Annotated in this window: 25 protein-coding genes; 20 read left to right on the forward strand and 5 right to left on the reverse strand. The window is 73.9% G+C overall.

The window, feature by feature from the left end:
• Positions 1–2 precede the first annotated feature (2 nt).
• The 7 genes from CG736_RS31040 to CG736_RS31065 all read left to right on the forward strand — a co-directional run bounded on the left by CG736_RS31040 (position 3) and on the right by CG736_RS31065 (position 7,498).
• Positions 3–1,349, forward strand: a complete 1,347-nt coding sequence (locus tag CG736_RS31040; protein WP_232734296.1) for an O-antigen ligase — start codon at positions 3–5, stop codon at positions 1,347–1,349.
• Positions 1,346–3,064, forward strand: a complete 1,719-nt coding sequence (locus tag CG736_RS31045) for a lipid II flippase MurJ (RefSeq protein WP_100589470.1) — start codon at positions 1,346–1,348, stop codon at positions 3,062–3,064. The genes CG736_RS31040 and CG736_RS31045 overlap by 4 nt, the downstream gene beginning before the upstream one ends.
• The gene (locus tag CG736_RS31050; RefSeq protein WP_100589471.1) at positions 3,054–3,842 is read left to right on the forward strand and encodes a polysaccharide deacetylase family protein; all 789 of its coding nucleotides are present in this window, start codon (positions 3,054–3,056) and stop codon (positions 3,840–3,842) included. The genes CG736_RS31045 and CG736_RS31050 overlap by 11 nt, the downstream gene beginning before the upstream one ends.
• The gene (locus tag CG736_RS31055) at positions 3,839–4,990 is read left to right on the forward strand and encodes a glycosyltransferase (protein WP_100589472.1); all 1,152 of its coding nucleotides are present in this window, start codon (positions 3,839–3,841) and stop codon (positions 4,988–4,990) included. Before CG736_RS31050 ends, CG736_RS31055 begins: the two co-directional genes overlap by 4 nt.
• Before the next feature lie 396 nt (positions 4,991–5,386).
• Positions 5,387–5,533 carry a hypothetical protein gene (locus CG736_RS36670; protein ID WP_157815808.1) on the forward strand — a complete coding sequence of 49 codons (147 nt, stop codon included), beginning with the start codon at positions 5,387–5,389 and terminating at the stop codon, positions 5,531–5,533.
• Between the two features lie 163 nt (positions 5,534–5,696).
• On the forward strand, positions 5,697–6,320 hold the full coding sequence (locus CG736_RS31060; RefSeq protein ID WP_157815809.1) for a Wzz/FepE/Etk N-terminal domain-containing protein: 624 nt from the start codon (positions 5,697–5,699) through the stop codon (positions 6,318–6,320).
• Positions 6,317–7,498, forward strand: a complete 1,182-nt coding sequence (locus tag CG736_RS31065) for a GNAT family N-acetyltransferase (RefSeq protein ID WP_157815810.1) — start codon at positions 6,317–6,319, stop codon at positions 7,496–7,498. The genes CG736_RS31060 and CG736_RS31065 overlap by 4 nt, the downstream gene beginning before the upstream one ends.
• A gap of 9 nt (positions 7,499–7,507) precedes the next feature.
• On the opposite strand, the gene CG736_RS31070 is transcribed toward CG736_RS31065, so the two are convergent.
• The gene (locus CG736_RS31070) at positions 7,508–8,557 is read right to left on the reverse strand and encodes a glycoside hydrolase family 26 protein (protein WP_100589475.1); all 1,050 of its coding nucleotides are present in this window, start codon (positions 8,555–8,557) and stop codon (positions 7,508–7,510) included.
• A gap of 98 nt (positions 8,558–8,655) precedes the next feature.
• Complete coding sequence (locus tag CG736_RS31075) at positions 8,656–9,552, reverse strand: neutral zinc metallopeptidase (protein ID WP_100589476.1); 897 nt, start codon at positions 9,550–9,552, stop codon at positions 8,656–8,658.
• A 188-nt stretch (positions 9,553–9,740) separates the two neighbouring features.
• On the opposite strand from CG736_RS31075, the gene CG736_RS31080 reads away from it, so the two are divergent.
• From CG736_RS31080 to CG736_RS31120, 9 genes are all read left to right on the forward strand, one after another.
• Complete coding sequence (locus tag CG736_RS31080; protein WP_100589477.1) at positions 9,741–10,652, forward strand: hypothetical protein; 912 nt, start codon at positions 9,741–9,743, stop codon at positions 10,650–10,652.
• A gap of 164 nt (positions 10,653–10,816) precedes the next feature.
• Positions 10,817–12,415, forward strand: coding sequence for a ribosomal protection-like ABC-F family protein (abc-f, locus tag CG736_RS31085; protein ID WP_043910143.1), 1,599 nt, complete (start codon positions 10,817–10,819; stop codon positions 12,413–12,415).
• Positions 12,416–12,735: 320 nt separating this feature from the next.
• Positions 12,736–12,969, forward strand: coding sequence for a helix-turn-helix domain-containing protein (locus CG736_RS31090; RefSeq protein WP_043912348.1), 234 nt, complete (start codon positions 12,736–12,738; stop codon positions 12,967–12,969).
• Between the two features lie 264 nt (positions 12,970–13,233).
• Complete coding sequence (locus CG736_RS31095; protein ID WP_100589478.1) at positions 13,234–14,034, forward strand: enoyl-CoA hydratase/isomerase family protein; 801 nt, start codon at positions 13,234–13,236, stop codon at positions 14,032–14,034.
• A 149-nt stretch (positions 14,035–14,183) separates the two neighbouring features.
• Positions 14,184–14,660 carry an Asp23/Gls24 family envelope stress response protein gene (locus CG736_RS31100; RefSeq protein ID WP_100589479.1) on the forward strand — a complete coding sequence of 159 codons (477 nt, stop codon included), beginning with the start codon at positions 14,184–14,186 and terminating at the stop codon, positions 14,658–14,660.
• Between the two features lie 53 nt (positions 14,661–14,713).
• Complete coding sequence (locus CG736_RS31105; protein WP_100589480.1) at positions 14,714–14,905, forward strand: hypothetical protein; 192 nt, start codon at positions 14,714–14,716, stop codon at positions 14,903–14,905.
• Positions 14,905–15,249 (forward strand): hypothetical protein, encoded by a 345-nt coding sequence (locus tag CG736_RS31110; protein ID WP_100589481.1) that lies wholly within the window; start codon positions 14,905–14,907, stop codon positions 15,247–15,249. The genes CG736_RS31105 and CG736_RS31110 overlap by 1 nt, the downstream gene beginning before the upstream one ends.
• Positions 15,246–15,833, forward strand: a complete 588-nt coding sequence (locus tag CG736_RS31115; RefSeq protein WP_100589482.1) for a DUF6286 domain-containing protein — start codon at positions 15,246–15,248, stop codon at positions 15,831–15,833. The genes CG736_RS31110 and CG736_RS31115 overlap by 4 nt, the downstream gene beginning before the upstream one ends.
• The gene (locus CG736_RS31120) at positions 15,830–16,459 is read left to right on the forward strand and encodes an alkaline shock response membrane anchor protein AmaP (RefSeq protein ID WP_100589483.1); all 630 of its coding nucleotides are present in this window, start codon (positions 15,830–15,832) and stop codon (positions 16,457–16,459) included. The genes CG736_RS31115 and CG736_RS31120 overlap by 4 nt, the downstream gene beginning before the upstream one ends.
• Before the next feature lie 63 nt (positions 16,460–16,522).
• On the opposite strand, the gene CG736_RS31125 is transcribed toward CG736_RS31120, so the two are convergent.
• On the reverse strand, positions 16,523–17,278 hold the full coding sequence (locus CG736_RS31125) for an SDR family oxidoreductase (RefSeq protein WP_100589522.1): 756 nt from the start codon (positions 17,276–17,278) through the stop codon (positions 16,523–16,525).
• Positions 17,279–17,445: 167 nt separating this feature from the next.
• Here CG736_RS31125 and CG736_RS31130 point away from each other — a divergent pair, with 167 nt between their 5' ends.
• Entirely contained in the window at positions 17,446–19,734 is a 2,289-nt protein-coding gene (locus tag CG736_RS31130; RefSeq protein WP_232734297.1) for a SpoIIE family protein phosphatase, read from the forward strand.
• Here CG736_RS31130 and CG736_RS31135 read toward each other — a convergent pair.
• Together CG736_RS31135 and CG736_RS31140 are read right to left on the reverse strand one after the other, a co-directional pair.
• Positions 19,724–20,521, reverse strand: a complete 798-nt coding sequence (locus CG736_RS31135) for an SURF1 family protein (protein WP_100589485.1) — start codon at positions 20,519–20,521, stop codon at positions 19,724–19,726. The genes CG736_RS31130 and CG736_RS31135 overlap by 11 nt on opposite strands.
• 31 nt (positions 20,522–20,552) lie before the next feature.
• Positions 20,553–21,533, reverse strand: coding sequence for a DEDDh family exonuclease (locus tag CG736_RS31140; protein WP_100589486.1), 981 nt, complete (start codon positions 21,531–21,533; stop codon positions 20,553–20,555).
• A gap of 123 nt (positions 21,534–21,656) precedes the next feature.
• Between CG736_RS31140 and CG736_RS31145 the strand changes: the two genes are divergently transcribed.
• From CG736_RS31145 to CG736_RS31155, 3 genes are all read left to right on the forward strand, one after another.
• Positions 21,657–22,700 carry a zinc-dependent alcohol dehydrogenase family protein gene (locus CG736_RS31145; RefSeq protein ID WP_043910158.1) on the forward strand — a complete coding sequence of 348 codons (1,044 nt, stop codon included), beginning with the start codon at positions 21,657–21,659 and terminating at the stop codon, positions 22,698–22,700.
• Positions 22,701–22,899: 199 nt separating this feature from the next.
• Complete coding sequence (locus CG736_RS31150) at positions 22,900–23,250, forward strand: DUF485 domain-containing protein (protein ID WP_232734299.1); 351 nt, start codon at positions 22,900–22,902, stop codon at positions 23,248–23,250.
• Positions 23,247–24,860, forward strand: a complete 1,614-nt coding sequence (locus tag CG736_RS31155) for a cation acetate symporter (protein ID WP_100589488.1) — start codon at positions 23,247–23,249, stop codon at positions 24,858–24,860. The genes CG736_RS31150 and CG736_RS31155 overlap by 4 nt, the downstream gene beginning before the upstream one ends.
• The last annotated feature ends 57 nt before the right edge of the window (positions 24,861–24,917 follow it).

Below are 24,917 nucleotides of genomic sequence, written 5' to 3' on the forward strand. Positions count from 1 at the left end.
CCGTGGCCGTCACCCTCCGACTCCCGCTCTCCGCCGGCCGGTTCACCGGCATAGCCGCTCCCCGGCCGAGCCGGCTCGCGGCCGCCACCGTGCTGCTGGTCTGCGTCCCGACCGGGGAGAAGGACGTCACCGCCGCCGTCCACGTCACCCCGGCCGACCTGGCCTCGCTGGCCCTGGTCGCCCTGATCGCGGTCGGCCTGCTGCGCGGCCGGCTGCCCCGGCTCGACCCGGCCGCCGGTGCGCTGTTCGGCGCCGTGGTGCTGGCCGCCGCCGTCGCCACCGTGCACTCCGTCGACCCGTCCACCAGCCTCACCGGCTTCGTCCGGCTGGTGCAGATCTTCGTGCTGGTGCCCGCCGCCGTGGTGCTCGCCGTCCGCGACCGGGCCGACCAGCGGCTGGTGCTCGGCTCCTTCGTGCTGGCCGCGCTGATCGAGGGCGCGGTCGGCGCGTTCCAGTACCTGACCCGGACCGGCGCCTCCTACACCGGGCAGCCGATCCGCGCCGTCGGCACCTTCGGCGCGCTCGACATCATGGCGATGTCCGGCGTGGTCTCGTTCGGGCTGCTGGCCGCCCTCGGGCTGGGCCTGGCCGAGCGCGGGCCGGGCGGCAGCCGCCCGCTGCGCCGCGTGATGTGGGCGAGCGCGGCGTTCCTGGCCTTTCCGCTGGCGGTGTCGTTCAGCCGGGGCAGCTGGATCGCCACCGCGGTCGCCGCCACCGTGCTGCTGCTGCGCGCCGACGCCCGGCTGGCCGTCCGGGGCGTGCTGGTCGGCGGGGCCGCCGCAGTGGTGCTGGTCGGCGGGCTCGGCCTCGGCGCGTCCGGCGTCACCGAGCGGCTCAGCTCGATCGGCTCGGTCTCCGCCGCCCCCGACCAGTCCGTCTCCGACCGCTACGACCTGTGGGCCACCGCCGGCCGGATCTGGCAGGACCACCCGGTGGCCGGCGCCGGACCCAAGGCGTTCCAGCAACTGCGCGACAGCCACGCCCCGCTCCGGCTCTCCTCCGGCAGCGACGCCGCCGACTCCACCATCGGCTTCCAGCGCGAACCGCTGCTCTCCCCGCACAACATGTACTTCCTGGTGCTCAGCGAACAGGGCCTGCTCGGCGTCCTCGCCTACCTGGCGCTGTTCCTGACCCTGCTGCTGGGCTGCCTGCGCCGCGCCACCGGCCCCGGCCTGGCCGCCCTCGCACTGCTCTGCTGGGTGCTCTGGGACTTCCTGTACGCCGACATCGGCGGCACCACCACCGTGCTGACCTCCGTGGTGCTCGGGCTCGCCGCCCGCACCGCGCTGCCGGGTCCCGACGCCCGGGCAGCCACCGGTCCCGACTCCCGTGGAGCGAACGGCGCATGACGACCGACCAGCCGGTGGCCGCGGTCACCACGACCGTCCCCGTACCGGGCCCGCGCACCGACGGCGACGACACCGGGCCCCGGGGCGGCTTCCTGGCCAAGGCCTTCGGCGTGACGGCCCTGCTCAGCGCCGCCGGCTCCGGCCTCGGCCTGCTCCGGGACCTGCTGCTGGCCCGCTACTTCGGCGCCAACCAGGGCACCGACGCGTTCCTGGTCGCCTGGACGGTGCCGGAGACCGCCGCGCCGCTGCTGATCGAGGACGCGATGGCCTTCCTGATGGTCCCGGCCTTCAGCCTGGCCCTGGTGCTGCGCGAGGAACGCGGACCGGGCCCGGACCCGGTGCGGCAGTTGACCCGCTCCACGCTGCCCTGGCTGCTGCTCGCGCTGTGCGCGCTGTCCGGCACGGTCGCACTGTTCGCCCCGCAGCTGGTCGACCTGCTCGCCCCCGGCCTGGCCGACCCGCGGCTCGCCGTCACCTGCACCCGGATCACCGCGGTCACCGTGGTGCCGTTCGGGGTGGCCGGCTACCTGGCCTCCGCGCTGCGGGCGCTGCACGCCTTCACCGCGCCCGCCGTCATCTACGTGATGTACAACCTGGGCATCCTGGCGCTGCTGCTCAGCGGCCACCGGCTGCTCGGAGTGCGCTCCGCCGCGCTCGGCGTGGCGCTCGGCAGCCTGCTGATGGCGGGCGTGCTGGTGGTGCCGTTCGTCCGCCGGCTGCACGCCCGGCAGCGGCGGCGGACCCGGCGGCGCGGGGCCGGCCGCGGACTGGTGCTGATCCCGCTGGCGCTGCTGCCGGTGGCCGCGTTCTCGCTGACCCGGCAGTCCCAGGTGTTCATCGAGCGCTACCTCGGCTCGGCGCTGCCGCCCGGCACCATCTCGCACCTCAACTATGCCGCGAAAGTCAGCCAGTTGGCGATGACCTCGGCGATCCTGATCGTCACCGTGACGTTCCCGGTGGTGGCCCGGGCGATGGCCGCCGGCGACCTCACCGCCGCCCGTGACCGGGTCGAGAAGGATCTCGGCCAGGCCGCCGCGCTGGTGCTGCTCGGCACCGCCTTCCTGCTGGCCTGCGCCCCCGCCGTGGCCGCGCTGCTGTTCCAGCGCGGCGCGTTCGGGCCCGCCGACACCGAGGCCACCGCGGCCGTCATCCGGGTGTACAGCTTCGGCCTGCCCGCCCAGGCGATGATCGGCGTGATGGTGCGGCCGTACTTCTGCGTCCGGCCGGTGGTGCGGCGGGCCGACGCCCCGCGCGCCGAGGGCGACCGGACCACCTGGCTGGACTGGTACCCGGTCGGCGCGATGATGCTCGGGCTGGTCGTCACCTTCACCCTGGGCGTCACCCTGACCCCGCGGTTCGGGGCGCCCGGCCTGGCCGCCGGCAACGCGGTCGGGATCACCTTCACCGCGGCCCTGCTGATGCGCGGCCTGATGCTGCGCGGCGTCGCGCTGCGGCTCGGGCTGGTGCTCGGCGGGCAGGCCCGGCTGCTGGCCGCGGCGATCGCCGCCGCCGGGACCGGCTCGCTCGCCATCCGCGCGGCCACCACGCCGCTGTCCGCCGCCCTGCTCGGCGGCGTCACCGTCCTGCTGGTCTTCGCGCTCCTCGGCACGCTGTTCGGCGTGCCCGAGGTCCGCGGGCCGGTCCTGGCACTCCTGGCCCGGGCCCGCCGACCGCACGCCCCCGCACCCGCCGAAGGGAAGCCGCATGGCCGTTGAAACCTGTCTGCCGACGCAGTCGCTCGCGCCCCGGCTCGCACCCTGGATCCTGATGTACCACTCGGTCGCCGAGGAGGACGAGGATCCCTACCAGCTCACCGTCAGCCCCGAACGGTTCGCCGAGCAGATGGACTGGCTGCACCGCTCCGGCCGACGCGGCGTCAGCGTCCGGGAACTGCTGGCCGCACAGGCCCTCGGCCGGGAGTCCCGGCTGGTCGGCCTGACCTTCGACGACGGCTACGCCGACTTCGCCCGGCACGCCGTCCCGGTGCTGCGCGAATACGGCTTCACCGCCACCGCGTACGTGATGCCCGACCTGCTGGGCGCCGCCAACCACTGGGACGCCGAAGGGCCCCGGAAGAAGCTGCTGACGGTCGAACAGGTCACCGAACTGGCCGCGTCCGGCTGGGAGATCGGCTCGCACGGCCTCGGCCACCAGGCGCTGTCCGGGCTGCCGCCCGCCGCGCTGGAACGCCAGACCAAGGAGAGCCGGCACAAGCTGGAGGACGTCGTCGGCGGCCCCGTCACCGGCTTCTGCTACCCGTACGGCGCCGTCGACCTGCCCGCCACCCGGGCCGTCCGGGACGCCGGCTACGACTACGCCTGCGCCATCGACCACTGCTCGCTGACCGGCCGGCACGCCCTGCCGCGCTGCTACGTCGGCGACCGCGACGGCGCCTGGCGGCTGCGCGCCAAGCACGGCCGGCACCGCTGGCGCGAGGCCGTCACCGGGCTGCGCTGGGCCCCGCCGAAGGCCACCGCGGGGGAGTGGCGGTGAAGGTCCTGCACGTGGTCACCGGCCTGCACGCGGGCGGCGCGGAACGCCAACTCGCGCTGCTGCTCCGGCACCTGCCGACCGATCAGCGACACGAGGTGGCCACCCTCACCAACCCCGGCACGGTGGCCCGCGAACTGCGCGCCGACGGCTTCACCGTCCACCACCTCGCCATGCGCGGCAACCGCGACCTCGGCGTACTGCCCCGGCTCACCCGGCTGATCCGCACCGGCCGGTACGACCTGGTCCACACCCACCTGTACCGGGCCATGCTGTACGGCCGCCTCGCCGCCCGGCTGGCCGGGGTGCGGGGCGTGCTCGCCACCGAGCACTCGCTGCAGGCCGGGGTGATCGAGGGCCGGCCCACCTCGCGCGGCGTCAAGGCGCTGTACCTGGCCGCCGAACGGCTCGGCAGCACCACCCTGGCGGTCTCCGGTCAGGTCGCCGCCGTGCTCGACGCCTGGGGCGTGCCCGCCCACCGGGTGCGGCGGCTGCCCAACGGCATCGACGCCGCCCGCTACCGCTTCCCACCCGCCGAACGGGCCGCCCACCGCACCCGCCTGCGCGCCGAACTCGGCCTGCCCGCCGACGCGTTCGTGGTCGGCGGGCTCGGCCGGCTGGCGCCCGGCAAGCGCTTCCACGTCCCGCTGGAGGCGCTCACCGGGCTCCCGGCGGGCACCCGGCTGCTGCTGGTCGGCGAGGGCCCCGAACGGGCCGAACTCACCGCCCGGGCCGAGCAGCTGGGCGTCCGCGACCGACTGGTGCTCACCGGCGAACGCGACGACGTGCCCGAACTGCTCACCGCGATGGACGTCCTGGTCTCGCCGTCCCGCGCGGAGACCTTCGGGCTCGCCGCGCTGGAGGCCCTGGCCGCCGGTCTGCCGGTCCTCCACTCCGCCTGCCCGGCCCTGGCCGAACTGCCGCCCGCCGCCGCCCCGCACGCCCGACTGCTGCCCTCCGAGCCCGCTCGCTACGCCCGCGAACTGACGGCCGCTGCGGCCGCACCACCCGGCCCCGTCCCGGTACCGCCCGCCGTCGCCCACTACGACATCACCCGCATCGCAGCCGAACTGGCCACCCTCTACCGCGAGTCGGCAGGCACCCTACCGGGCCCCCGCCACCCCGCCCGGCGCCGCGCCGGCGCGCACTGACCCCGTTCCCTCTGTTCCCTGGAGTCCTCTCGATGCCCGATCCCCCCGCTCTGCCGATGCGCCGGGGCGCCGGCCCGGCCGACCGCTGTCGCTCGAACCCGGCGACTGCGTCCGGGAGTTGACGGCCGTCTCCGCCTCGCTGCCCGGACCTGGCCCGGTGCCGCGCGCTGTCGCGCACTGACCTCGCTCGCTCTCTTTTCCTGGAGTCCTCCCGATGCCCGATCCCCCCGCTCTGCCGACGCGCCGGGGCGCCGGCCCGGCCGACCGCTGTCGCTCGAACCCGGTTGTCGTGTCCGGGAGTTGACGGCCGTGGCCGCTTCGCTGCCCGGACTCGGCCCGGTGTCGCGCGCTGTCGCGCACTGACCTCGCTCGCTCTCTTTTCCTGGAGTCCTCTCGATGCCCGATCCTCGCCCTGCCGACGCGCCGGGGCGCCGGCCCGCCCGACCGCTGTCGCTCGAACCCGGCTACCGCGTCCGGGAGTTGACGGCCGTGTCCGCCTCGCTGCCCGGACTCGGCCCGGTGCCGCGCGCTGTCGCGCACTGACCCCGCTCGCTCTCTTTTCCTGGAGTCCTCCCGATGCCCGATCTCCGCCGCCGCGTCTGTGCGCTGGCGCGCCGCCGGTGGTCGGCGGCCGTCGCCGTCGCGCCAGGTGCGGCGGCTCGCGTCCACTGACCTCGTCCCCTCTCGTTCTTCTGGAGTCACCCCGATGCCCGAACTACGCCTCCGCGCTCGCGCGTTGGCCCGCCGTTGGTGGCCGATGGCCGTTGCCGTTCCGCTCGGTGCGGCGGTCGGCGCCGGTTATGCCGTCGTCGCGCACCCCTCCTACGCCTCGTCCGCGTACGTGGTGGTGGTGCCGCAGGCTCAGGGCGAGAACGCCAATGCCGTCAATTTCGCGCAGGCTTACGGCCGGCTCACCGGCCAGCCGCAGGTGCTGCTCGGCGCCGCCGCCGAGACGCACCACTCGGTGGCCGCGCTGGCCGCCCTGGTGCGCGGCACCACCTCCCCGGACGCCCCGGTGATCGAGATCACCGGCACCGGTCCTCGGCCCGAGGACGCGGTGCAGAACGCCGGCGCGGTCGCCAGGTCGCTGATCGCGTTCGGCAATGCGGGCAGCAGGGAGACCGGCGTCAAGCTGGTCCAACTGGCCGCCGCCGCCGAACCCGACACCCCGACCTCGCCGTCCGCCGCGCTGGACACCGCGGTCGGCGGCGCGGCCGGCGTCCTGCTCGGCACGCTGGCGATGCTGACCCGCCGCAGGACCGTCCCAGCCGTCGGGGCCGTGCTGCCCGTCCAGGCCGAGACCTCGCGGTCCGAGGGGGTGTACCGGTGAAGCTCCGTCAACAGCGTTCCGCCGATGCCCGGGTGCCCGCCCAGGGCGACCGTTCCGCCGCCGACCGCGACCGGTGGGCCGCCGAAGTGCTGCGCACCGACGACGCGTTGGACCTGGTCGCCGACGAGTGGGACGACCTGTACCGGCGCTGCTCCACCGCCACCGCGTTCCAGGCCGCGCCATGGCTGCGGTCCTGGTGGCGCGGCTACGGCCGGCCCGGCGGGCTGGTCGTGGTGCTGGTCCGCCGCGACGGGCGGCTGGTCGCCGCCGCCGCGCTGCGCCGTCGCGGCCCGTTCGGCGGCCTGACCAACCTGGGCGCGGGCCTGGTCGACTTCACCGACGTGCTGCTGGACGACGAGTGCGCCGACCGGGCCGCGGCCGAACTCGCCGCCGCACTGCCGCTGCGCCGCCCCTGGCACAGCCTGGAGCTGCGCGAGGTGCGCCCCGAGGCGGCCGTGCAGCGGGTGTTCGCGCACTGGCCGGGCCGCCGGCACCGGTTCGCCGACTCGATGTGCCAGTACCTGCCCGCCGTCCCGATGGACGAGCTGCTCAAGCGGCTGCCCGGCAAGACCGCGCAGCGCAGCCGGGTCAAGCTGCGCAGGATCGCCGAGGCCGGGATCCGAGTGCACTCCGCCACGGCCGACGAAGTCCCGGACACCGTCCGCGAGTTGCTCCGCCTGCACCGTCTCCAGTGGCAGGCCCGCGGAGTCACCCCGGAGCACCGCAGCGAGCGTTTCGCACACCACCTCGCCGAGTCCACCGCCGGACTGGTGGCCACCCGCCGGGCGGCCATACAGCGCTTCGAGCTCGACGGGGAGGTGCTGGCGGTCGACCTGGTGCTGCTCTGCGCCCCGTTCGGCGGCCTGTACATGTACGGCGCCCACCCGGCGCTGCGCGAGCGGCTGGACATCGCCGGCCTGCTGTTCGGCGCCGCGCTGGACGAGGTGCGCGCCGCCGGGATCCCGCAGTTGAGCCTGCTGCGCGGCCAGGAGCCGTACAAGCAGCGCTGGCGGCCGGATCAACTCCCCAACCAGCGAATGGTGTTCGGCCCCGGCCGGCTCGCCCCGTCCGCCGCGGCCCGGGCCCTGCGGGTGCGGGCCCGGATCGCCGCGGTGCAGCTGCTGCGGACCAGGCTGCCGAAGCTGAAGGAGGCGCTGGTGCGGGCCCGGCTCCGGTGACGGCTCGGCCTACCCCGCCGCCCCGGTCGAGCCCGACATCAACTGCCGGTAGACCTCCGCCGACTTCGGGTTGTCCTTGCACTGCCAGAAGCCGTGCGGGCAGTAGTCGGTGACGGTCTGGTAGGCGGTGTCGTGGGTGCGCATCCACTCCACCATCCGCCGCACGTACTCCGGGTTGTCGCCGTTGTGGAACAGCCCCCACTCCGGGTAGGAGACCGGCTTGCCGCGCTTGGCTGCGAACTCCACCTGGTCCTGGAGCCCGTAGGGCTCCCTGACGTAGTCGTCGAAGGTGGCGCCCGCGGGCATGTCGTAGCTGTCCATCCCGAGGATGTCGACCACGTCGTCACCCGGGTAGCAGCGCGTCCAGGGGATCGCGTCCAGCCCGCGGGTGGGGGTGAAGTCGAAGCTGAAGTGCTGCCCGGGCACCGAGCGCATCACGCCGACGATCCGCCGCCAGTAGGTCTTCCAGGCGCTCGGGTCGGGCCGGCAGCGCGAGGTGTAGGTGGTGCCGTTCATCTCCCAGCCCAGGGTGAGGACGGTGTCGCCGCCCCCCAGCGCCACCAACCTGCGGGCCAGCCGCAGGAAGTGCTGGTCGAACTCGCCCTTGTTGCCGCGGGCCAGCAGGCCGGCCACCTCGGCGTCCGGCACGTCGGCCTCGTTGGGGACCAGCATCGGCACGCCCAGCACCAGCCGCCGGGCCGGGTCGGCCTGCCGCCACTGCGACCACAGGCCGAGCACCACCGGCTCGCCCTCGACGTCCTGCCAGCCGTTGCCGGCCAGGTAGGTGTGGCCGACCTGCATGTTGGCGTTGTTCAGCCAGGACGCCATCCGGGCGATGTTCGGGATGTAGTCGTTCCAGGAGCCGACGAAGGCGCCGAACGGCACCTCGTGCAGGGCCCGTTGCACCGCAGGGCGGGGCGCCGTGCCGCGGGGCCGGACGGCGTCCGAGGAGAGGGCCGTGTGCCGCTCGGTCTGGCTGAGCGGCGTGCCCGAGGGCACGCTCGCGGTCGTCATCAGCAGCAGAGCGGCGGCGGCCAGGGTCAGTCGGCCGAGGCGCATGGGCTCACTCCGAACGAGATCGGGGACAACGTCGGCCCCTGGAGCCTAACCTGACAGACCGTCAGAAAGGCTGCATATCACCCCGTCGAGTCCGCCGGTCAGCCGAAGGTGTTGCACTTCGTCAGGTCGCCGGTCCGGTAGCCGGTGGTGAACCACTGGGTGCGCTGCGCCGAGGAGCCGTGCGTCCAGGTCTCCGGGTTGGTCTTTCCGGTGGCGCGCTGCTGGATCCGGTCGTCGCCGACCGACTCGGCGGCGTCCAGCGCCCGGGCGATGTCCTCGTCGGTCAGCTTGGTGATCAGCGGACGGCCGGTGGAGGCCTGCGGGGTGGTGGTGGCGTGGTGCGTCCACACGCCCGCGTAGCAGTCCGCCTGGAGTTCCAGCTTCACCGAGGCGCTGTCCGCGCCCTGCCGGTCGTTGCCGACCTTCGCCATGGTGCCGAGCAGCGTCTGCACGTGGTGCCCGTACTCGTGGGCCACCACGTACGCCTCCGCGAACGGGCCGCCCTGGGCGCCCAGTTGGCGGGTCATGTCGTTGAAGAAGCCGAGATCGAAGTAGGCCTTGTGGTCGCCCGGGCAGTAGAACGGCCCGACCGCCGAGGTCGCCGCGCCGCAGGCGGTCTGAACCCGGTCGGTGAACAGTACGGTCGGCGCGAGCGAGTACTGCTTGCCACGGCTCGCGAAGTCGCCCTGCCAGTAGTTCTGCACGCTGTTCACCACCGCCAGGATCCGGCAGTCCTGCCGCTTGTTGGCGTCCGCGCCGGTCTTGCAGGTCGAGGTCTGCTGGTCGGTGGAACCGGCGGCCTGCCCCGTCGCGGGCTTGCTGCCGCCGGAGCCGGTCACCGAGTTCAGCAGGCCCGGGTCGAACCCGAACACCAGTGCCAGCACCAGGCCGAGGATGCCGACCGCGCCACCGCCGATCGCCAGCCCGCCGCCGGGAATGCCGCGGCGGTCCTGCACCTGCGAGTCGTCGAGCTGGGCGTCGTCGTCGAATTGCATCCTGTCTCACCTCTGTAACAGTCCGTCGGCCGGTCGAAGCCGTACCCTAGCGGGCCGCACGGAGCGGGAAGGGCTTGGCCGACGCAGGTCGGAGCCGTTTGCGCCGGAACCGGATCAGGCGGGCGGCAACGGCGTGGCGCGTTCGAATCCAGCTGCTTTCCGTCGGGGCCGGACGGTACGCTCCGGCCGTGTCCTTCAATCCGCTGCGCAGTCTGTCGCCCCGATCGGTCCTGCCCGCCGCCGCCGCACTGCTGGTCCTCGCGGCCGGTGCAGCGGCGCACGCCAACCGCCCGCAGCCGTTCGGAGACCAGGTCCTGCCCGGCGCGGCGAACGCCAGCCCGGTCGGCGCCCAGTCGACCGGCGCCGGAGACCTGGAGCTGAAGGTCGGCCCCGGCGTGGAGGCCTTCTCCCGCGCCACCGGCGAGCACCTCTGGTCCTACCGCCGGGACGGCAGCACCGCCCTCCACCTCACCATGCTCGGCGAGGACGCCGCGGTGGTCTGGGACGACGGCATGGTGACGTCCGTCAACCCGGCCGACCACTCGGTGCGCTGGCACCGCAGCGTCCCCGGCCTGGCCGACTGGCTGAGCGCCGACGGCGAACCCGGCGCGGCCGACCGCACCGAGGAACAGCGCAAGCAGCTCGCGACGAAGCGGGCTGCCGCCGCGCTGCACCCCTCCGCGGACCCGAAGGCCGACGCGTTCATCACCGTGGTCACCCCCGGCCTGCTGATGGGCTTCCGCGACCGCGACGGCGACCTCCGCTTCAACTCCCGCCCCCCGGCGGGCTGCACCTTCGACCCGGCCCGCACCGCACAGAGCGACGACGCGGTCCTGATCCCCCGGGTCTGCCCGCCCACCACCGGCCCCGGCGCCCGCCAACTGCCCGGCGGCGTCATGGTCTTCTCCCTCACGGCGCCCGGCAACTTCCTCAACACCGGCCCCGACGTCCTGATGCACCCGCTGGACAACCACCGGATCGCGATCGACGACGGCCCGGTCATCGGCACCTGGGTGTACGACACCACCCGCGGTGCGAGGGAGAGCAACTGCGGGGCTTCGGTGCCGTTCGCGGCGACGACGCCCACCTGCGAGAAGTAGCGCGGGGCGAGCGCGGAGAGCTGCACCCGGCGGCGCTCTCCCCGGTCGCGCTCCCCCCGGCTTCGCACCCCTCGGATCGACCGGCCCGGAAAACGGATCGCGCCCTCCCGTAGACTGGAGCGCATGGCTGAGTGCCATACCCACGTCTAGGAGTGACCCCAGCCATGATTTCCGCGAACGCCCTGGAGCTTCGTGCCGGTGCCCGCATCCTGATCGAGTCGGCCAGCTTCCGGATCGCCCCCGGCGACCGGATCGGTCTGGTCGGCCGCAACGGCGCGGGCAAGACCACGCTCACCAAGGTGCTCGCGGGCGAGGGCCTGCCGGCCGGTGGCACCGTCACCAGCTCCGGCGAGGTCGGCTACCTCCCGCAGGACCCGCGCACCGGTGACCTGGACGTGCTCGCCCGGGACCGCATCCTGTCCGCCCGTGGCCTCGACACCGTGCTCAAGAAGATGCGCGAGAACGAGGAGCGGATGGCCAACGGCAAGGGCGCCACCCGCGACAACGCGATGAAGAAGTACGCCCGGCTGGAGACCGAGTTCCTCACCAAGGGCGGCTACGCCGCCGAGGCCGAGGCCGCCACCATCGCCGCCGCGCTCGGCCTGCCCGACCGCATCCTCGGCCAGCCGCTGCACACCCTCTCCGGTGGTCAGCGCCGCCGGGTCGAGCTGGCCCGGATCCTGTTCTCGGACGCCGACATCCTGCTGCTGGACGAGCCCACCAACCACCTCGACGCGGACTCGATCGCCTGGCTGCGGGACTTCCTGAAGACCTACAAGGGCGGCTTCATCGTCATCTCGCACGACGTCGAGCTGGTCGAGACGGTCGTCAACAAGGTCTTCTACCTGGACGCCAACCGCTCCGCGATCGACGTCTACAACATGGGCTGGAAGCAGTACCAGCAGCAGCGCGAGGACGACGAGAAGCGCCGCAAGCGCGAGCGCGCCAACGCCGAGAAGAAGGCCGCGACGCTCAACTCGCAGGCCGACAAGATGCGGGCCAAGGCCACCAAGACCGTCGCCGCGCAGAACATGGCCCGCCGCGCCGAGAAGCTGCTCTCCGGGCTGGAGCAGGTCCGCCAGTCCGACAAGGTCGCCAAGCTGCGCTTCCCGGACCCGGCCCCGTGCGGCAAGACCCCGCTCACGGCCGAGGGCCTGTCGAAGTCGTACGGCTCGCTGGAGATCTTCACCGACGTGGGCCTGGCGATCGACCGCGGCTCCCGGGTCGTCATCCTCGGCCTCAACGGCGCGGGCAAGACCACCCTGCTGCGGATGCTGGCCGGCGTGGAGAAGCCGGACACCGGCGAGGTGATCCCGGGCCACGGCCTGAAGATCGGCTACTACGCCCAGGAGCACGAGACGCTCGACCCCGAGCGCACCGTGCTGGAGAACATGCGGTCCGCCGCGCCCGACACCGACCTGGTGCAGATCCGGAAGATCCTCGGCTCGTTCCTGTTCTCCGGCGACGACGTCGACAAGCCGGCCGGCGTGCTCTCCGGCGGCGAGAAGACCCGACTCGCGCTGGCGTCGCTGGTGGTCTCCAGCGCCAACGTGCTGCTGCTCGACGAGCCCACCAACAACCTGGACCCGGCCAGCCGCGAGGAGATCCTCGGCGCGCTGCGCACCTTCACCGGCGCGGTCGTCCTGGTCACCCACGACGAGGGCGCGGTGGACGCGCTCCAGCCCGAGCGGATCATCCTGCTCCCCGACGGCGTCGAGGACCTGTGGAGCCCGGCCTATCACGACCTGGTGTCGCTCGCCTGAACCGCGAGTAGACGCCGGGTCGGCCACCGGTACGAGAAGAACTGGTCATCCGTCCAACCCGGGAACACCCGGACCGGCGCGCCCGTTGACTCTGTACGCCCGGGCCGCCGGGGCCCGGCCCCGGCCGGGCTGAGCAGCGGATTCGCTCGGCGGAGCGAATCGCGGAGGGGCGCGCACACCCTCCGTGAGCGCCGTGGTGCGGAGCGAACACCACCGGACGAGCCCGCTTTCCGGCGACGGACCTTGTCGAATGGGTGGCCAGGAGCCTTGCAATGGGTGATCATGGGAATCTGACTGATCACCTCTACGAGGAGGCACGGGTGGCCGAGACTCTGAAAAAGGGCAGCCGGGTGACAGGTGCCGCGCGTGAGAAGCTCGCGGCCGATCTCAAGAAGAAGTACGACTCCGGCGCGAGCATTCGCGCCCTCGCGGAGGAGACGGGCCGCTCCTACGGCTTCGTCCACCGGATGCTCAGTGAGTCCGGGGTCAACCTCCGCGGTCGTGGCGGCGCCACTCGTGGCAAGGGCAAAACCGCTGCGGCCGCCGGTTCCTGACGATCCATCAGTTCCGGCGGGCGGTGCCAGAGCAGCCCGACTGCCCATGCTGCACCAGTACGCTGTTCGCCAATGCAAGACGTTCCACACGGATCGGCGGCCGGGTTCTCCCGAGCCGCCGACCGCCGTTTCCGGGTCCTTGCGCGGGCCATTTCGCGAGCATTCCGCCGGCATTCCTGTACGCCGATCCGGCGCTTTGTTACTCTCCAGTAGCCCGTCGGGGTCGGCGGGCGTCCCCGCCATGTCGCTGGAGGTAGCCCCGCCATGACCACCCACATTCCCGACACCGACCGCACCGCGTGGGAGCAGGCCGGCGTCCGCCTCGACCTGAACGGCGAACTCGCCACCGTCACGCTCTGCGACGCCAAGCGCCGCAACGCCCAGACCCCCGCCATGTGGCGCGCCCTCGCCGCGATCGGCCGCGCCCTGCCCGGCACCGTCCGGGTCGCCCTCCTCCAGGCCGAGGGCTCCTCCTTCTCGGCCGGCCTCGACCGCGCCATGTTCACCCCCGAGGGCATCCCCGGCGAGACCGGCTTCCTCCAGCTCGCCGCCTCCGCCGACGCCGAACTCGACGCCACCATCGCCTTCTACCAGGAGGCCTTCACCTGGTGGCGCCGCACCGACCTGATCTCCGTCGCCGCCGTCCAGGGCCACGCCGTCGGCGCCGGCTTCCAGCTCGCCCTCGCCTGCGACCTCCGGGTGGTCGCCGACGACGTCCAGTTCGCCATGAAGGAGACCTCCCTCGGCCTGGTCCCCGACCTCACCGGCACCAAGCCCCTCACCGACCTGGTCGGCTACGCCCGCGCCCTGGAGATCTGCGCTACCGGTCGCCGCGTGGGCGCCGAGGAGGCCGTCGCCACCGGCCTCGCCAACGTCGCCGTCCCGGTGACGGATCTCGCGGCCGCCGCGAACGACCTCGCCGCCGCGCTGTTGGCCGCGCCGCGCAACGCCGTCATCGAGACCAAGGCCCTGCTCCAGGGCGCCGGCGACCGGACGTACGACCAGCAGCGGGCGGCGGAACGCGAGGCGCAGGCGCGCCGCCTCCGGGACCTGGCCGGCAGGTAGCGGAGGCGAGATCAGGGGTGCGTGCGGGCCGGGAGGTGGCCCCACGCGCCCCTGTTCGTCCGCCTCTCTCCGCGAGCGCGTCGCGTGGCGAAATGTCAGGGTTGGGGTGATTTGCGATATAGCTGGACTCGAACGTCAGGAGGCCCGACATGGCGCAGCCCCACACCCCCACGCCCGCGGATCTGCAGAAGAGCGTGACGGAGGCGCAGCCGAGCGGTGAGCGTGGGCGGACGGCGCTCGCGGTGGGGGTGGTGGAGAAGATCGCCGGGATGGCGGCCCGCGAGGTGTCCGGGATCCATGCGCTGGGGTCGGGGTTCTCGCGGACGTTCGGTGCGATGCGGGACCGGGTGCCCGGCTCGAAGTCGAGTGTCGGACGCGGGATCAAGGCGGAGGTCGGCGAGAAGCAGACCGCCATCGACATCGCGCTGGTGGTGGAGTACGGGGTGGTGATCCCGCGGCTGGCCACGGAGGTTCGGGCGAACATCATCGAGGCGGTCGAGCGGATGACCGGACTGGAGGTGGTCGAGGTGAACATCGCCGTGAACGACGTCCACCTCCCGGACGAGCCGGACGAGGAGGAGGAAGAGGAGCCCTCGTCCTCCGGACGGCGACCGCGGGTGCAGTGAGCCGCCCCTGACGGGGACGGACCCTTTCCAGACGGACCGCGAAGGAGCAGCGGATGAACCTGGCGTTGGTGGGCCTGCTCGCCGGCATGGCCCTCGGCTTCGCCGGCTACTTCGGCGGGTTCGCCGCGTTCCTGCTGGTCGCGGCGCTCGGCGCGGTGGGCTTCGTGGTGGGCCGGGTGATCGAGGGGGACCTGGAGCTCGGCGAGCTCGGTGACCTGCTGCGCGGCCGGGACCGGCGGCGCTGATGGCGGTTCCGGGGGTGGTGGCGGCCCCGCCCGCACAGCGCGGCAGTGAGCAGATCGCCGACCGGGTGTACCGCCGGATCGCGGCCCGCGCCGCCGCCGACGCGCTCGCCCCGGCCTGGCGCCCCCGCCCGGAGCCCGTGCCGCAGCCGAAGGCCTCGGCGCTGTACACGCACGGCCGGGTCCGGCTCACCCTGCACGTCGAGCTGCCGTTCCCGTGCGACGTCGCGATGCTGGCCCGGACGGTGCGGGACGCCGCGTGCGCGCGGGTCGCCGAGCTGACCGGCACTCCCGTCGCCTCGGCCGAGGTGATCGTGGACCGCCTGCACCCGGCGGGGCTGCGATGAGCACGATGGTGGAGGAGCCGCGCAAGCGCCGGGCCGGCCGCTGGCTGCGGTCCGAGCGCGGGGTGGTGACGGCGCTGGTGGTGGCCGTCCTGGTGGTGGCCGCCGGGACGCTGCTGTACGACCTGATCGCGGTGCGCTCCGGCGGCCGGGCCCGGCCGTGGCGACGGGACCTGGCGCAGCAGTTGGCGACCCGCCACCTCGACGACCCGTGGGTGCTGGGCTTCGCCGCCGGCGCGGTGCTGCTCGGACTGGTGCTGCTGACGCTGGCGTTCCGGCGCGGGCTGCGCGGCTGGCTCGCGCTGGAGCCGCGCGGCACGGCGATCCACCGCAGCGCCGTCGCCGCGCTGCTCTCCCGTCGGGCCCAGCAGCACGCCGACCTGCACTCCTGGCACGTGAAGGTGAGGCGGTGGCGCACCCGGGTGACGGTCACCGGCGCCACCGACCCGGCCGGGGTGGAACGCCACCTGCGGGCCGAGCTGGAGCGGATCCCGCTGGCCGGCCCGCACCGGCTGGACGTCCGCACCCGGTCGGTGCGGGAGCGTCACCACCGCCGCGAACTCGCCGAGCTGGAGCCGCCCCGATGAGCCGACGCGCCGTCAACCGCACCGTCCTGGCCGTGGTCGGGCTCCTGCTGCTGGTCGGCGGGGCGCTGGTGCTGCTCGGCGGACTGGACGTCTACCGGCACCTGGGGATCACCCCGCCGCACTGGTGGCCGCTCACCTCGCCGGACCAGCCGGTGCTCAGCACCGCGAGTCGTACCCGCTGGACCGAGCGCGACTGGTGGTGGCCGGTGGCGATCGCGGTGCCCGTGCTGGTGGTGCTCGGCGGACTGTGGTGGCTCTTCTCGCAACTGCGGCGCGGCGGCCCGGCCGGGGTCGACCTGCCGTCGCCCGCCGCGCCGGGGCAGCAGCACTTCGCCCTGCACGTGCGCAGCCGGGCCGTCGAGGACGCGATCGAGACGGAGACCATCGCCCTCCCGGAGGTCGACCGGGTCACCGTCCGGGTCACCGGCGCGGCCCGCCGGCCCCAGGTGCACACCGTCCTGCGACTCGCCCCCGGCGCGGACACCGCGGCCCTGATCGACGCCTTCCACACCGGCCCGGTGGAACACGCCCGGCACTCCCTGGGCCTGGCGGCCCTTCCCGCCGAGCTCCGCCTCCGGGTGGCGCGGCCGCGCAAGGAGCGGAACAAGGCGCCGCGGGTGCACTGAAGCAGGCGGGCGCGAGTTCAGGGGGCCGGGGGTACCCCCGGCCCCCCGGTGGTGCAGCTCCCCTCACAGACCTCGCGTCGCTCCGCCGTCGACCGGCACCATCACTCCCGTCAGGTACGACGCGGCCGGGGACAGCAGGAAGGCCGCGGTGCGGCCGAACTCGGCGGGGGTGCCGTAGCGGCGGAGGGGGATGCCGGCGGTCGCGGCTTCGCGGGCGGCGGCGGGGTCGGGGGCGAGGGCGTCGAGTTCGCGGACGCGGTCGGTGTCGATGCGGCCGGGGAGCAGGCCGAGGACGCGGATGCCGCGCGGGCCGAGCTCGTCGGCGAGGGTCTTGGCGGCCATGGCGAGGCCGGGGCGCAGGCCGTTGGAGATGCCGAGGCCGGGGATCGGCTGGCGGACGGAGGTCGAGAGGACGAAGGCGATGACGCCTCCGGAGGGGAGGCGCTCGGCGGCCGCGCGGGCCAGCCGGACGGCGCCGAGGAAGACGGAGTCGAAGGCCGCGCCCCAGGCTTCGTCACTGGCGGTGGCGACCGGGCCGGCGGCGGGGCCGCCGACGCTGATCAGCATGCCGTCGAAGCCGCCGAAGCGGCTGGTCGCGGCGTCGATCAGGCGTTGCGGGGTGGCCGGGTCGGCGTTGTCGGCGGCCACGCCGTACGCGTGGGGGCCGAGGGCGCGGGCCGCGGCGGCGACCGAGGTTTCGGTGCGGCCGGTGATGACGACGCGGGCGCCCTCGGCGACCAGTTGTTCGGCGGTGGCGTGGCCGAGTCCCCGGGTCGAGCCGGTGACCACGTACACCTTGTCCTTGAGTCCGAGATCCATGCGGGTCATTCTCGCCGGTCGGTGTCGCCGGGCGACGGTAGGCCCACCGGGATGCGGGGCCGCCGGGGTTCGTCACCGACGGTGAGCGCCGGGCCGGGTGTCAATGGCGCGCGGCCGGGAACCGTTCGAAGATGGGGGGACCGGACCACCCACCCGAGGTGCAGCCCATGGAACGCAGGCGGTTGCCGAACATCGACGGCGTCGCGGCCGCGTTGGTCGACCGCGACGGCCTCGTCGTCGGCTGGACCGCCGCCGCGGAGCAGTTGCTCGCGCTGGACGCCGCCCAGGTCACCGGCCGCCCCGCCCGTGAGCTGCTGGCGGACGACGGCGAGGAGCACCTGCTGGGCCGTCGATCGGGCGAGGTCCGGCTGCGGACCGGCAGCGGGGTTCCGCTGGAGGTCGCGTACCAGGTGCTGCCGCTGACCGGGGAGGGCGGCGGGGTGCGGGCGCTGGTGCTGGCGACTCCCGCCGACAGGGTGGCCCGGCGGCGGCAGGACGAGGCGTTCACCCGGGAGCTGTTCCTGCAGGACCAGCTCGGCCTCGCCGTGTTCGACTCCGACCTGCGGCTGCTGCGCACCAACTCCCATCTGCTGCCGTACACCGGCCTGCCCGACGGCCTGGCCGGGTCCAAGCTGCACGACTACCTCCAGCCCGAGGACGCCGACGCCGTGGAGGCGATCCTGCGGCACGTGATCACCACGGGGGAGCCGGTGGTGCGCACCGCCCTGCGGATCCGTCCGCTGGACGATCCCCGGGGCGGGGCGGTGATGGAGATCCAGGCGTTCCGGCTGCAGGCGCTGGACGGCGCGGTGATCGGCGTGACCGCGCTGTTCGGCGACGTCACCGAGTTGCACCGGTACCGGCGGCGGGCCGATGTGCTGCACCGGGCCACCGCCGCCGTCGGCGGTTCGCTGTCGGTGGCGGGCAACGCCGAGGACCTGGCCGGGGTGCTGGTCCCCGGGCTCGGGGACCGCGTCGAGGTGGACATCGCGGAGGCCGTGTTCAGCGGCGACGATCCGCAGCCCGACGCCGACGGTCGGCTCGCCGTGCGCCGTACCGCGACGGCGGGGCCGCCGCGGGCCGACGGGCGCCCGCTCGGTCCGTTGGGGCGGGAGGCGCTCGGGACGTCGGCCGGTTCGACGGAGGATCCGCCGTCGATGAGCGCCCCGTTGAAGGCGCGCAGTGGCCCGCTGGGCCGGGTGACCGTGCGCCGGGACCCGGCGGAGGGCCCGTACCGGCACGAGGATCTCGACCTGCTCCGGGAGATCGCCGCCCGGGCCTCGCTCGCCCTGGACAACGCCCGCCGCTACACCCGCGAGCACCGGGCCGCCGTCGGCCTCCAGCGCAGCCTGCTGCCGCCCGCCGAGACGGCGGTGCCCGCCGCGACCACCGCGAGCATCTACCGGCCCACCGACACCGCGACCGGCGTCGGCGGCGACTGGTTCGACGTCATCCCGCTCTCCTCGGCCCGGGTCGCGCTGGTGGCCGGCGACGTGGTCGGCCACGGACTCCAGGCCAGCGCCACCATGGGCCGGCTGCGCACCGCCGTGCGCACCCTCGCGGACCTGGACCTGGAACCCGACGAGCTGCTGGTGCACCTGGACGACCTGGTCTCCCAGCTGGTGGTCGAGGGCAGCGAGGAGGAACGCGAACGCGGCGTCGCCGACCCGTCCGGGGCGACCTGCGTGTACGCCGTCTACGACCCGGTGACCGGGATCTGCCAGACCGCCAGCGCCGGGCACCCGCCGCCCGCGCTGGTGCACCCCGACGGGCGGGTCGAGTACCTGGCGGTCAACCCGGGGCCGCCGCTGGGCATCGGCGGGCTGCCGTTCGAGGCCGCCGAGTGCGCGCCGCGGGCCGGCAGCGTGCTGGCGCTGTACACCGACGGGCTGATCGGGGGCGGCGGCGACGTCGACGAGGGCATGGCGCAGCTGGCCGTGCAGCTCGGCGAGGTCGATCTGCGCGGCGACCTGGCTGCCGCCGGGCGGGCGATCGTCGCGGAGATGTCCACCGCCGCCCAGAGCGACGACGTGACGCTGCTGCTGGCCCGGCTGCATCACGTCCTGCCGGAGGACACCGCCGCCTGGACCATCGAGGCCGACCCGGCGGCGGTCGCCGGGGTGCGGGAGTCGGCCAGTCGGACGCTGGAGCAGTGGGGGCTGGGCGAGCTGGTGTTCACCACCGAGCTGGTGCTCAGCGAGCTGGTCACCAACGCGATCCGGTACGCGGGCGGGCCGGTGGTGGTGCGCCTGATCCGCTCCTCGGTGCTGACCTGCGAGGTGTCCGACCCGAGCGCCACCCAGCCGCGGATGCGCCGGGCCCGGCTCACCGACGAGGGCGGTCGCGGCCTGTACCTGGTCGCCCAGCTCACCGAACGCTGGGGCAGCCGCTACACCCGCACCGGCAAGACCATCTGGGCCGAGCAGTTGCTCGAACCGCCGCCGCTCAGCTGGTAGCGCCGACCAGTTCCCCGTCCGCCGCCACCGGCTTCGCCGCGTGCTGCTTGGCCTCGCGGCGGGCCAGCACCACGACGCCGACCGGGATCAGCGTGGTGAACAGCCACCACTGGATGGCGTACGCCATGTGCGGGCCGATGTCGGAGTGGCCGGGCTCGGCGAGCAGGACGGGGGTGGCGCCGGCGGCGGGCTGGGAGGAGGCGAGCTCCAGGTAGCCGCCGAGCACGGTGGCGCCGGAGTACTTGGCCTGCTCCTCGGTGTTGATCACCTTGTACATCCGGTCCGGCAGGCCGCCGCGGTTCTTCACGCCGACCTTGGCGTACGTCTCGTCGGCGCGCAGCCGCCCGGTCACCGTCACCTCGCCGGCCGGCGGGGCGGGCACGGCGGGGAAGTCGGCGGCGCCCGCGCCGGAGTCCACCCAGCCGCGGTTGACCAGGACCGAGCCCTTGCCGTCGGACAGCACCAGCGGGGTGATCACGAAGTAGCCGATGGAGCTGCCGCCGGGCTCGGTGCGGCCGCGGATGACCACCTCGTGCGCGGTGTCGTAGTGCCCCTGCGCGGTGACGGTGCGCCACACCTCGCCGCCGGGGACCGACCAGCCGGGGGAGGAGAGCGAGTCGAAGGCGACGGGCGGGCTGCCCAGGTTCCGGGCCACCAGGTCGTTGCGGGCCACCCGCGCCTCGTGACGGTGGTACTGCCAGAACCCCAACCGGACCATGGTCGGGATCAGCACCAGCGCCAGCAGGACGATGACCGCCCAGCGCGCGGACAGCAGGAATCGGTACACACCCGGCACGCTAATCCTCCTTACCGCCGCGTCACGCACCGGGGTGCGGCGCGACCTCCCGCAGCAGCTGCAGGAACGCGTCCTCGCCGACCACCGGAGTGCCGTACTCCCGGGCCTTGCGGGCCTTGCCGCTCCACGACGTGGGCTCGTTGGTGACCAGCAGGCTGGTGAGCCGGCTCACCGAGGAGGCGATGTGCAGGCCCGCCTCGATCATCCGGTCCTCCAGCAGCTGGCGGTCGGTGGCGGTGTCGCCGGTGATCGCCACCCGCATGCCCTGCATCAGCGGCGAGCCGTCCACCCAGCGGCCCGGGTTCGGGTACGGGCAGGCCGGGCGCTTGCGGGCGGGCCGGTACGAGCTGCTCCAGGAGCCGCGGGACGAGCCGGCCGGGGCGCTCTCGCCGAGGTCGGTGACGGCCACGCAGGTGGTCAGCGGCAGCGGCACCCCGCCGTTGCGGGCCAGCGCCAGGGACGGCCGGAACACCTCGGCGAGCACCCGGGCGTCGTCCAGCGCGTGGTGCGCCTGGCGCTGGCTCACCCCGAAGTGGGCGGCCAGCGAGGAGAGCTTGCCGTTCGGCAGCGGCAGCCGCAGGTCGCGGGCCAGCACCATGGTGCACAGCCGCTGCTCGACCGGGGCGCGCAGGCCGGCCCGGGAGAACTCGCGGGAGATCATGTTCCAGTCGAACAGCGCGTTGTGCGCGACCATCACCCGGTCGCGCAGCCGCTCGGCGAACTCGGCGGCGACCTCCGGGAAGGTCGGCGCGCCCGCCAGGACCTCGCTGGTCAGGCCGTGGATCCAGATCGGTCCCGGGTCCCGCTCGGGATTGACCAGGGTGTACCAGTGGTCGGTGACCTCGCCGTCCGGGTCGAGCTGGTAGACGCCCGCCGAGATCACCCGGTCAGTGCGTCCGAGGCCGGTGGTCTCCACGTCGACCACCGCGAAGCCGCGCCCGGCGTCCCCGCCGGGGCCGGTGCGCTGTGCCGGGAGCGGCGAGGTGGGGAATGGCGCGTACATAGCGCACCACTTTACGGGGAACGGAGGACGGCTCCGGCCGGAACGGGTTGCTCGGGCAGCCGTTTTAGAGTGACAAGAGGGTGCGAACCCGGCATCCGACCTCTGCAACGAAGGGCAACCCTCATGCGTGCCACAGTGATCCACGGCCCCCAGGACATCCGGATCGAGGAGGTGCCCGACCCGCGGATCCAGCGGCCCACCGACGCCGTGGTGCGGGTGCTGAACGCCTGCATCTGCGGCAGCGACCTGTGGGCGTACCGCGGCATCGCCAAGCGGCAGGCCGGGCAGCGGATCGGCCACGAGTTCCTCGGCTTCGTCGAGGAGGTCGGCCCCGAGGTGCGCGATCTCACAGTCGGCGACCTGGTGGTGGCCCCGTTCGTCTGGTCGGACGGCGTGTGCGAGTTCTGCCGCGAAGGCCTGCAGACCTCCTGCCCGCACGGCGGGTTCTGGGGCATACCCGGCTCGGACGGCGGCCAGGGCGAGGCGGTCCGGGTGCCGTTCGCGGACGGCACGCTGGTGAAGCTGCCCAAGGAGGCCGCCGGCGACGCGAAGCTGCTGCCCGCGCTGCTGGCGCTGTCCGACGTGATGGCGACCGGGCACCACGCGGCGGTGTCGGCCGGCGTGCGGCCCGGCGCGACCGTCGCGGTGGTCGGCGACGGCGCGGTCGGCCTGTGCGGCGTGCTGGCCGCGCACCGGCTGGGCGCCGGCCGGATCATCGCGCTCGGCCGGCACGAGGGCCGCACCGCGATCGCCCGCACCTTCGGCGCCACCGACGTGGTGCCCGAGCGCGGCGAGGCCGCGATCGAGGCGGTGCGCGAGCTGACCGGCGGCCGGGGCGCGCACGCCGTGCTGGAGGCCGTCGGCACCGAGGAGTCGATGCGCACCGCGATCTCCATCGCCCGCGACGGCGGCGCGGTCGGCTACGTCGGCGTGCCGCACGGCGGCAGCGCGGGCGTGGACATCCGCCAGATGTTCGACCGGAACGTCTCGGTGCGCGGCGGCGTCGCCCCGGCCCGGGCGTACATCCCCGAGCTGCTGCCCGACGTGCTGTCCGGGGCGATCGACCCGGGCATCGTGTTCGACCGCACGGTGGACCTGGACGGGGTGCCCGAGGGCTACCGGGCGATGGACGAGCGGACGGCGCTGAAGGTGCGCATCGCCCTGTGACGAACGGGAATTGACGGAGTGTCATGCCGGGGCGGCCGAGACGGGCCGCCCCGGTCTCGCGTTCCCGGCGGTTTTCGGCCGGATCATGCCAGGAACCTTCTCGCGGCCCCGCCCCCGATCTACCATGCTCGGCACTCAATGTGACGCCGCTCACGCCCATCCGATCGTCCGTCGCACCGAAGACGTCAGGAGGCACCGCGTGACACCCCCGCCCGAGCCCGCCCCGGAACAGTTCGCCCGCATCGAGGAATCACCGGAGTTCCGCCGACTGCGCAGCTCCTTCCGGAACTTCGCCTTCCCGGTCACGGCCGGGTTCGTCCTCTGGTACCTGCTGTACGTCCTGCTGTCCTGCTACGCGCCGGACCTGATGAGCACCAAGGTGGTCGGCAACGTCAACCTGGCCCTGGTGCTCGGCCTGCTCCAGTTCGCCAGCACCTTCGCCATCGCCGCCTGGTACGCCCGTCACGCCGACCGCCGGCTCGACCCGCGCGCCGCCGTCATCCGGGGGCGCGCCGCCGCCGTCCCGGCCGTGGAGGGGAGCGCCGAATGATCCAGCTGGCCACCTCCGCGAGCGAGCACCGGACCCTGATCATGTCGCTGTTCGGGGTCTTCGTGATCGCCACCCTCGGCATCACCCTGTGGGCCGGCCGGCAGACCAAGGACGCCGCCGACTTCTACGCCGGCGGCCGCGCCTTCACCGGTTTCCAGAACGGCCTGGCGATCTCCGGCGACTACATGTCCGCCGCGTCCTTCCTCGGCATCGCCGGACTCATCGCGCTGTTCGGCTACGACGGCTTCCTCTACTCCATCGGCTTCCTGGTCGCCTGGCTGGTCGCCCTGCTGCTGGTCGCCGAACCGCTGCGCAACTCCGGCCGCTACACCATGGCCGACGCACTGGCCTTCCGGATGCGCCAGCGCCCGGTGCGGACCGCCGCCGGCATCTCCACCATCGTGGTGTCGATCTTCTACCTGCTCGCCCAGATGGTCGGCGCCGGCTCGCTGGTCGCCCTGCTGCTCGGCGTCAGCGGCGACGGCGCCAAGCGCTGGACCATCGTGGCGGTCGGGGCGCTGATGGTGATCTACGTGACCGTCGGCGGCATGAAGGGCACCACCTGGGTGCAGATCGTCAAGGCGGTGCTGCTGATCGCCGGCGCCGCGCTGATGACCGTCATGGTGCTGGCCAAGTACCACTTCAACCTGTCCAGCCTGCTCGGCGCCGCCTCCGACGCCAGCGGCAAGGGCCGCGCCTTCCTCGAACCCGGGCTCAAGTACGGCCTCACCGGCACCACCAAGCTCGACTTCCTCAGCCTCGGCCTCGCGCTCGTCCTCGGCACCGCCGGACTGCCGCACATCCTGGTCCGCTTCTACACCGTCCCCACCGCCAGGGCCGCCCGGAAGTCGGTGCTCTGGGCGATCGGCATCATCGGCGTCTTCTACCTGATGACGCTCGCCCTCGGCTTCGGCGCCGCCGCCCTGGTCGGCTCCAAGACCATCAAGGCCTCCAACGCGGCCGGCAACACGGCCGCCCCGCTGCTCGCCGAACAACTCGGCGGCGGGGCCGGCTCCACCGGCGGCGCGGTGCTGCTCGCGGTGATCTCCGCCGTCGCCTTCGCCACCATCCTCGCCGTGGTCGCCGGGCTCACCCTGGCCTCCTCCTCGTCCTTCGCCCACGACCTCTGGGCCAACGTGATCCGGCGCGGAAAGGCGAGCGAGAAGGAGGAGGTGGCCAGCGCCAAGCTCGCCGCCGTCGCGATCGGCGCCGTCGCCATCGTGCTGTCGATCTTCGCCGACAAGCTGAACGCCGCGGCGCTGGTCGCGCTGGCCTTCGCGGTCGCCGCCTCCGCCAACCTGCCCACCCTGCTGTACTCGCTGTTCTGGAAGCGGTTCAACACCGTCGGCGCGGTCTCGGCCACCTACGCGGGCCTGATCACCTCCGTCACCCTGGTGATCTTCTCGCCAGTGGTCTCCGGCAACCCCAGGACCTCGCTCTTCCCGCACAGCGACTTCCACTGGTTCCCGCTGGAGAACCCCGGCCTGATCTCCATCCCGGTCGGCTTCCTGGCCGGCGCGATCGGCACCTGGCTGGCCCGCGAGCAGGCCGACCCCGCGAAGTACGCCGAACTGGAAGTCCGTTCGCTCACCGGCCTCGGCGCGGACTGACCCCGTACCCGGCCCGGTTAAGCTGGCCCGGCCGCCACCCGGCGGCCGGGCCGGCGC

The organism is Kitasatospora sp. CB02891 (genome assembly GCF_002803145.1).
Lineage (GTDB): Bacteria > Actinomycetota > Actinomycetes > Streptomycetales > Streptomycetaceae > Kitasatospora > Kitasatospora griseola.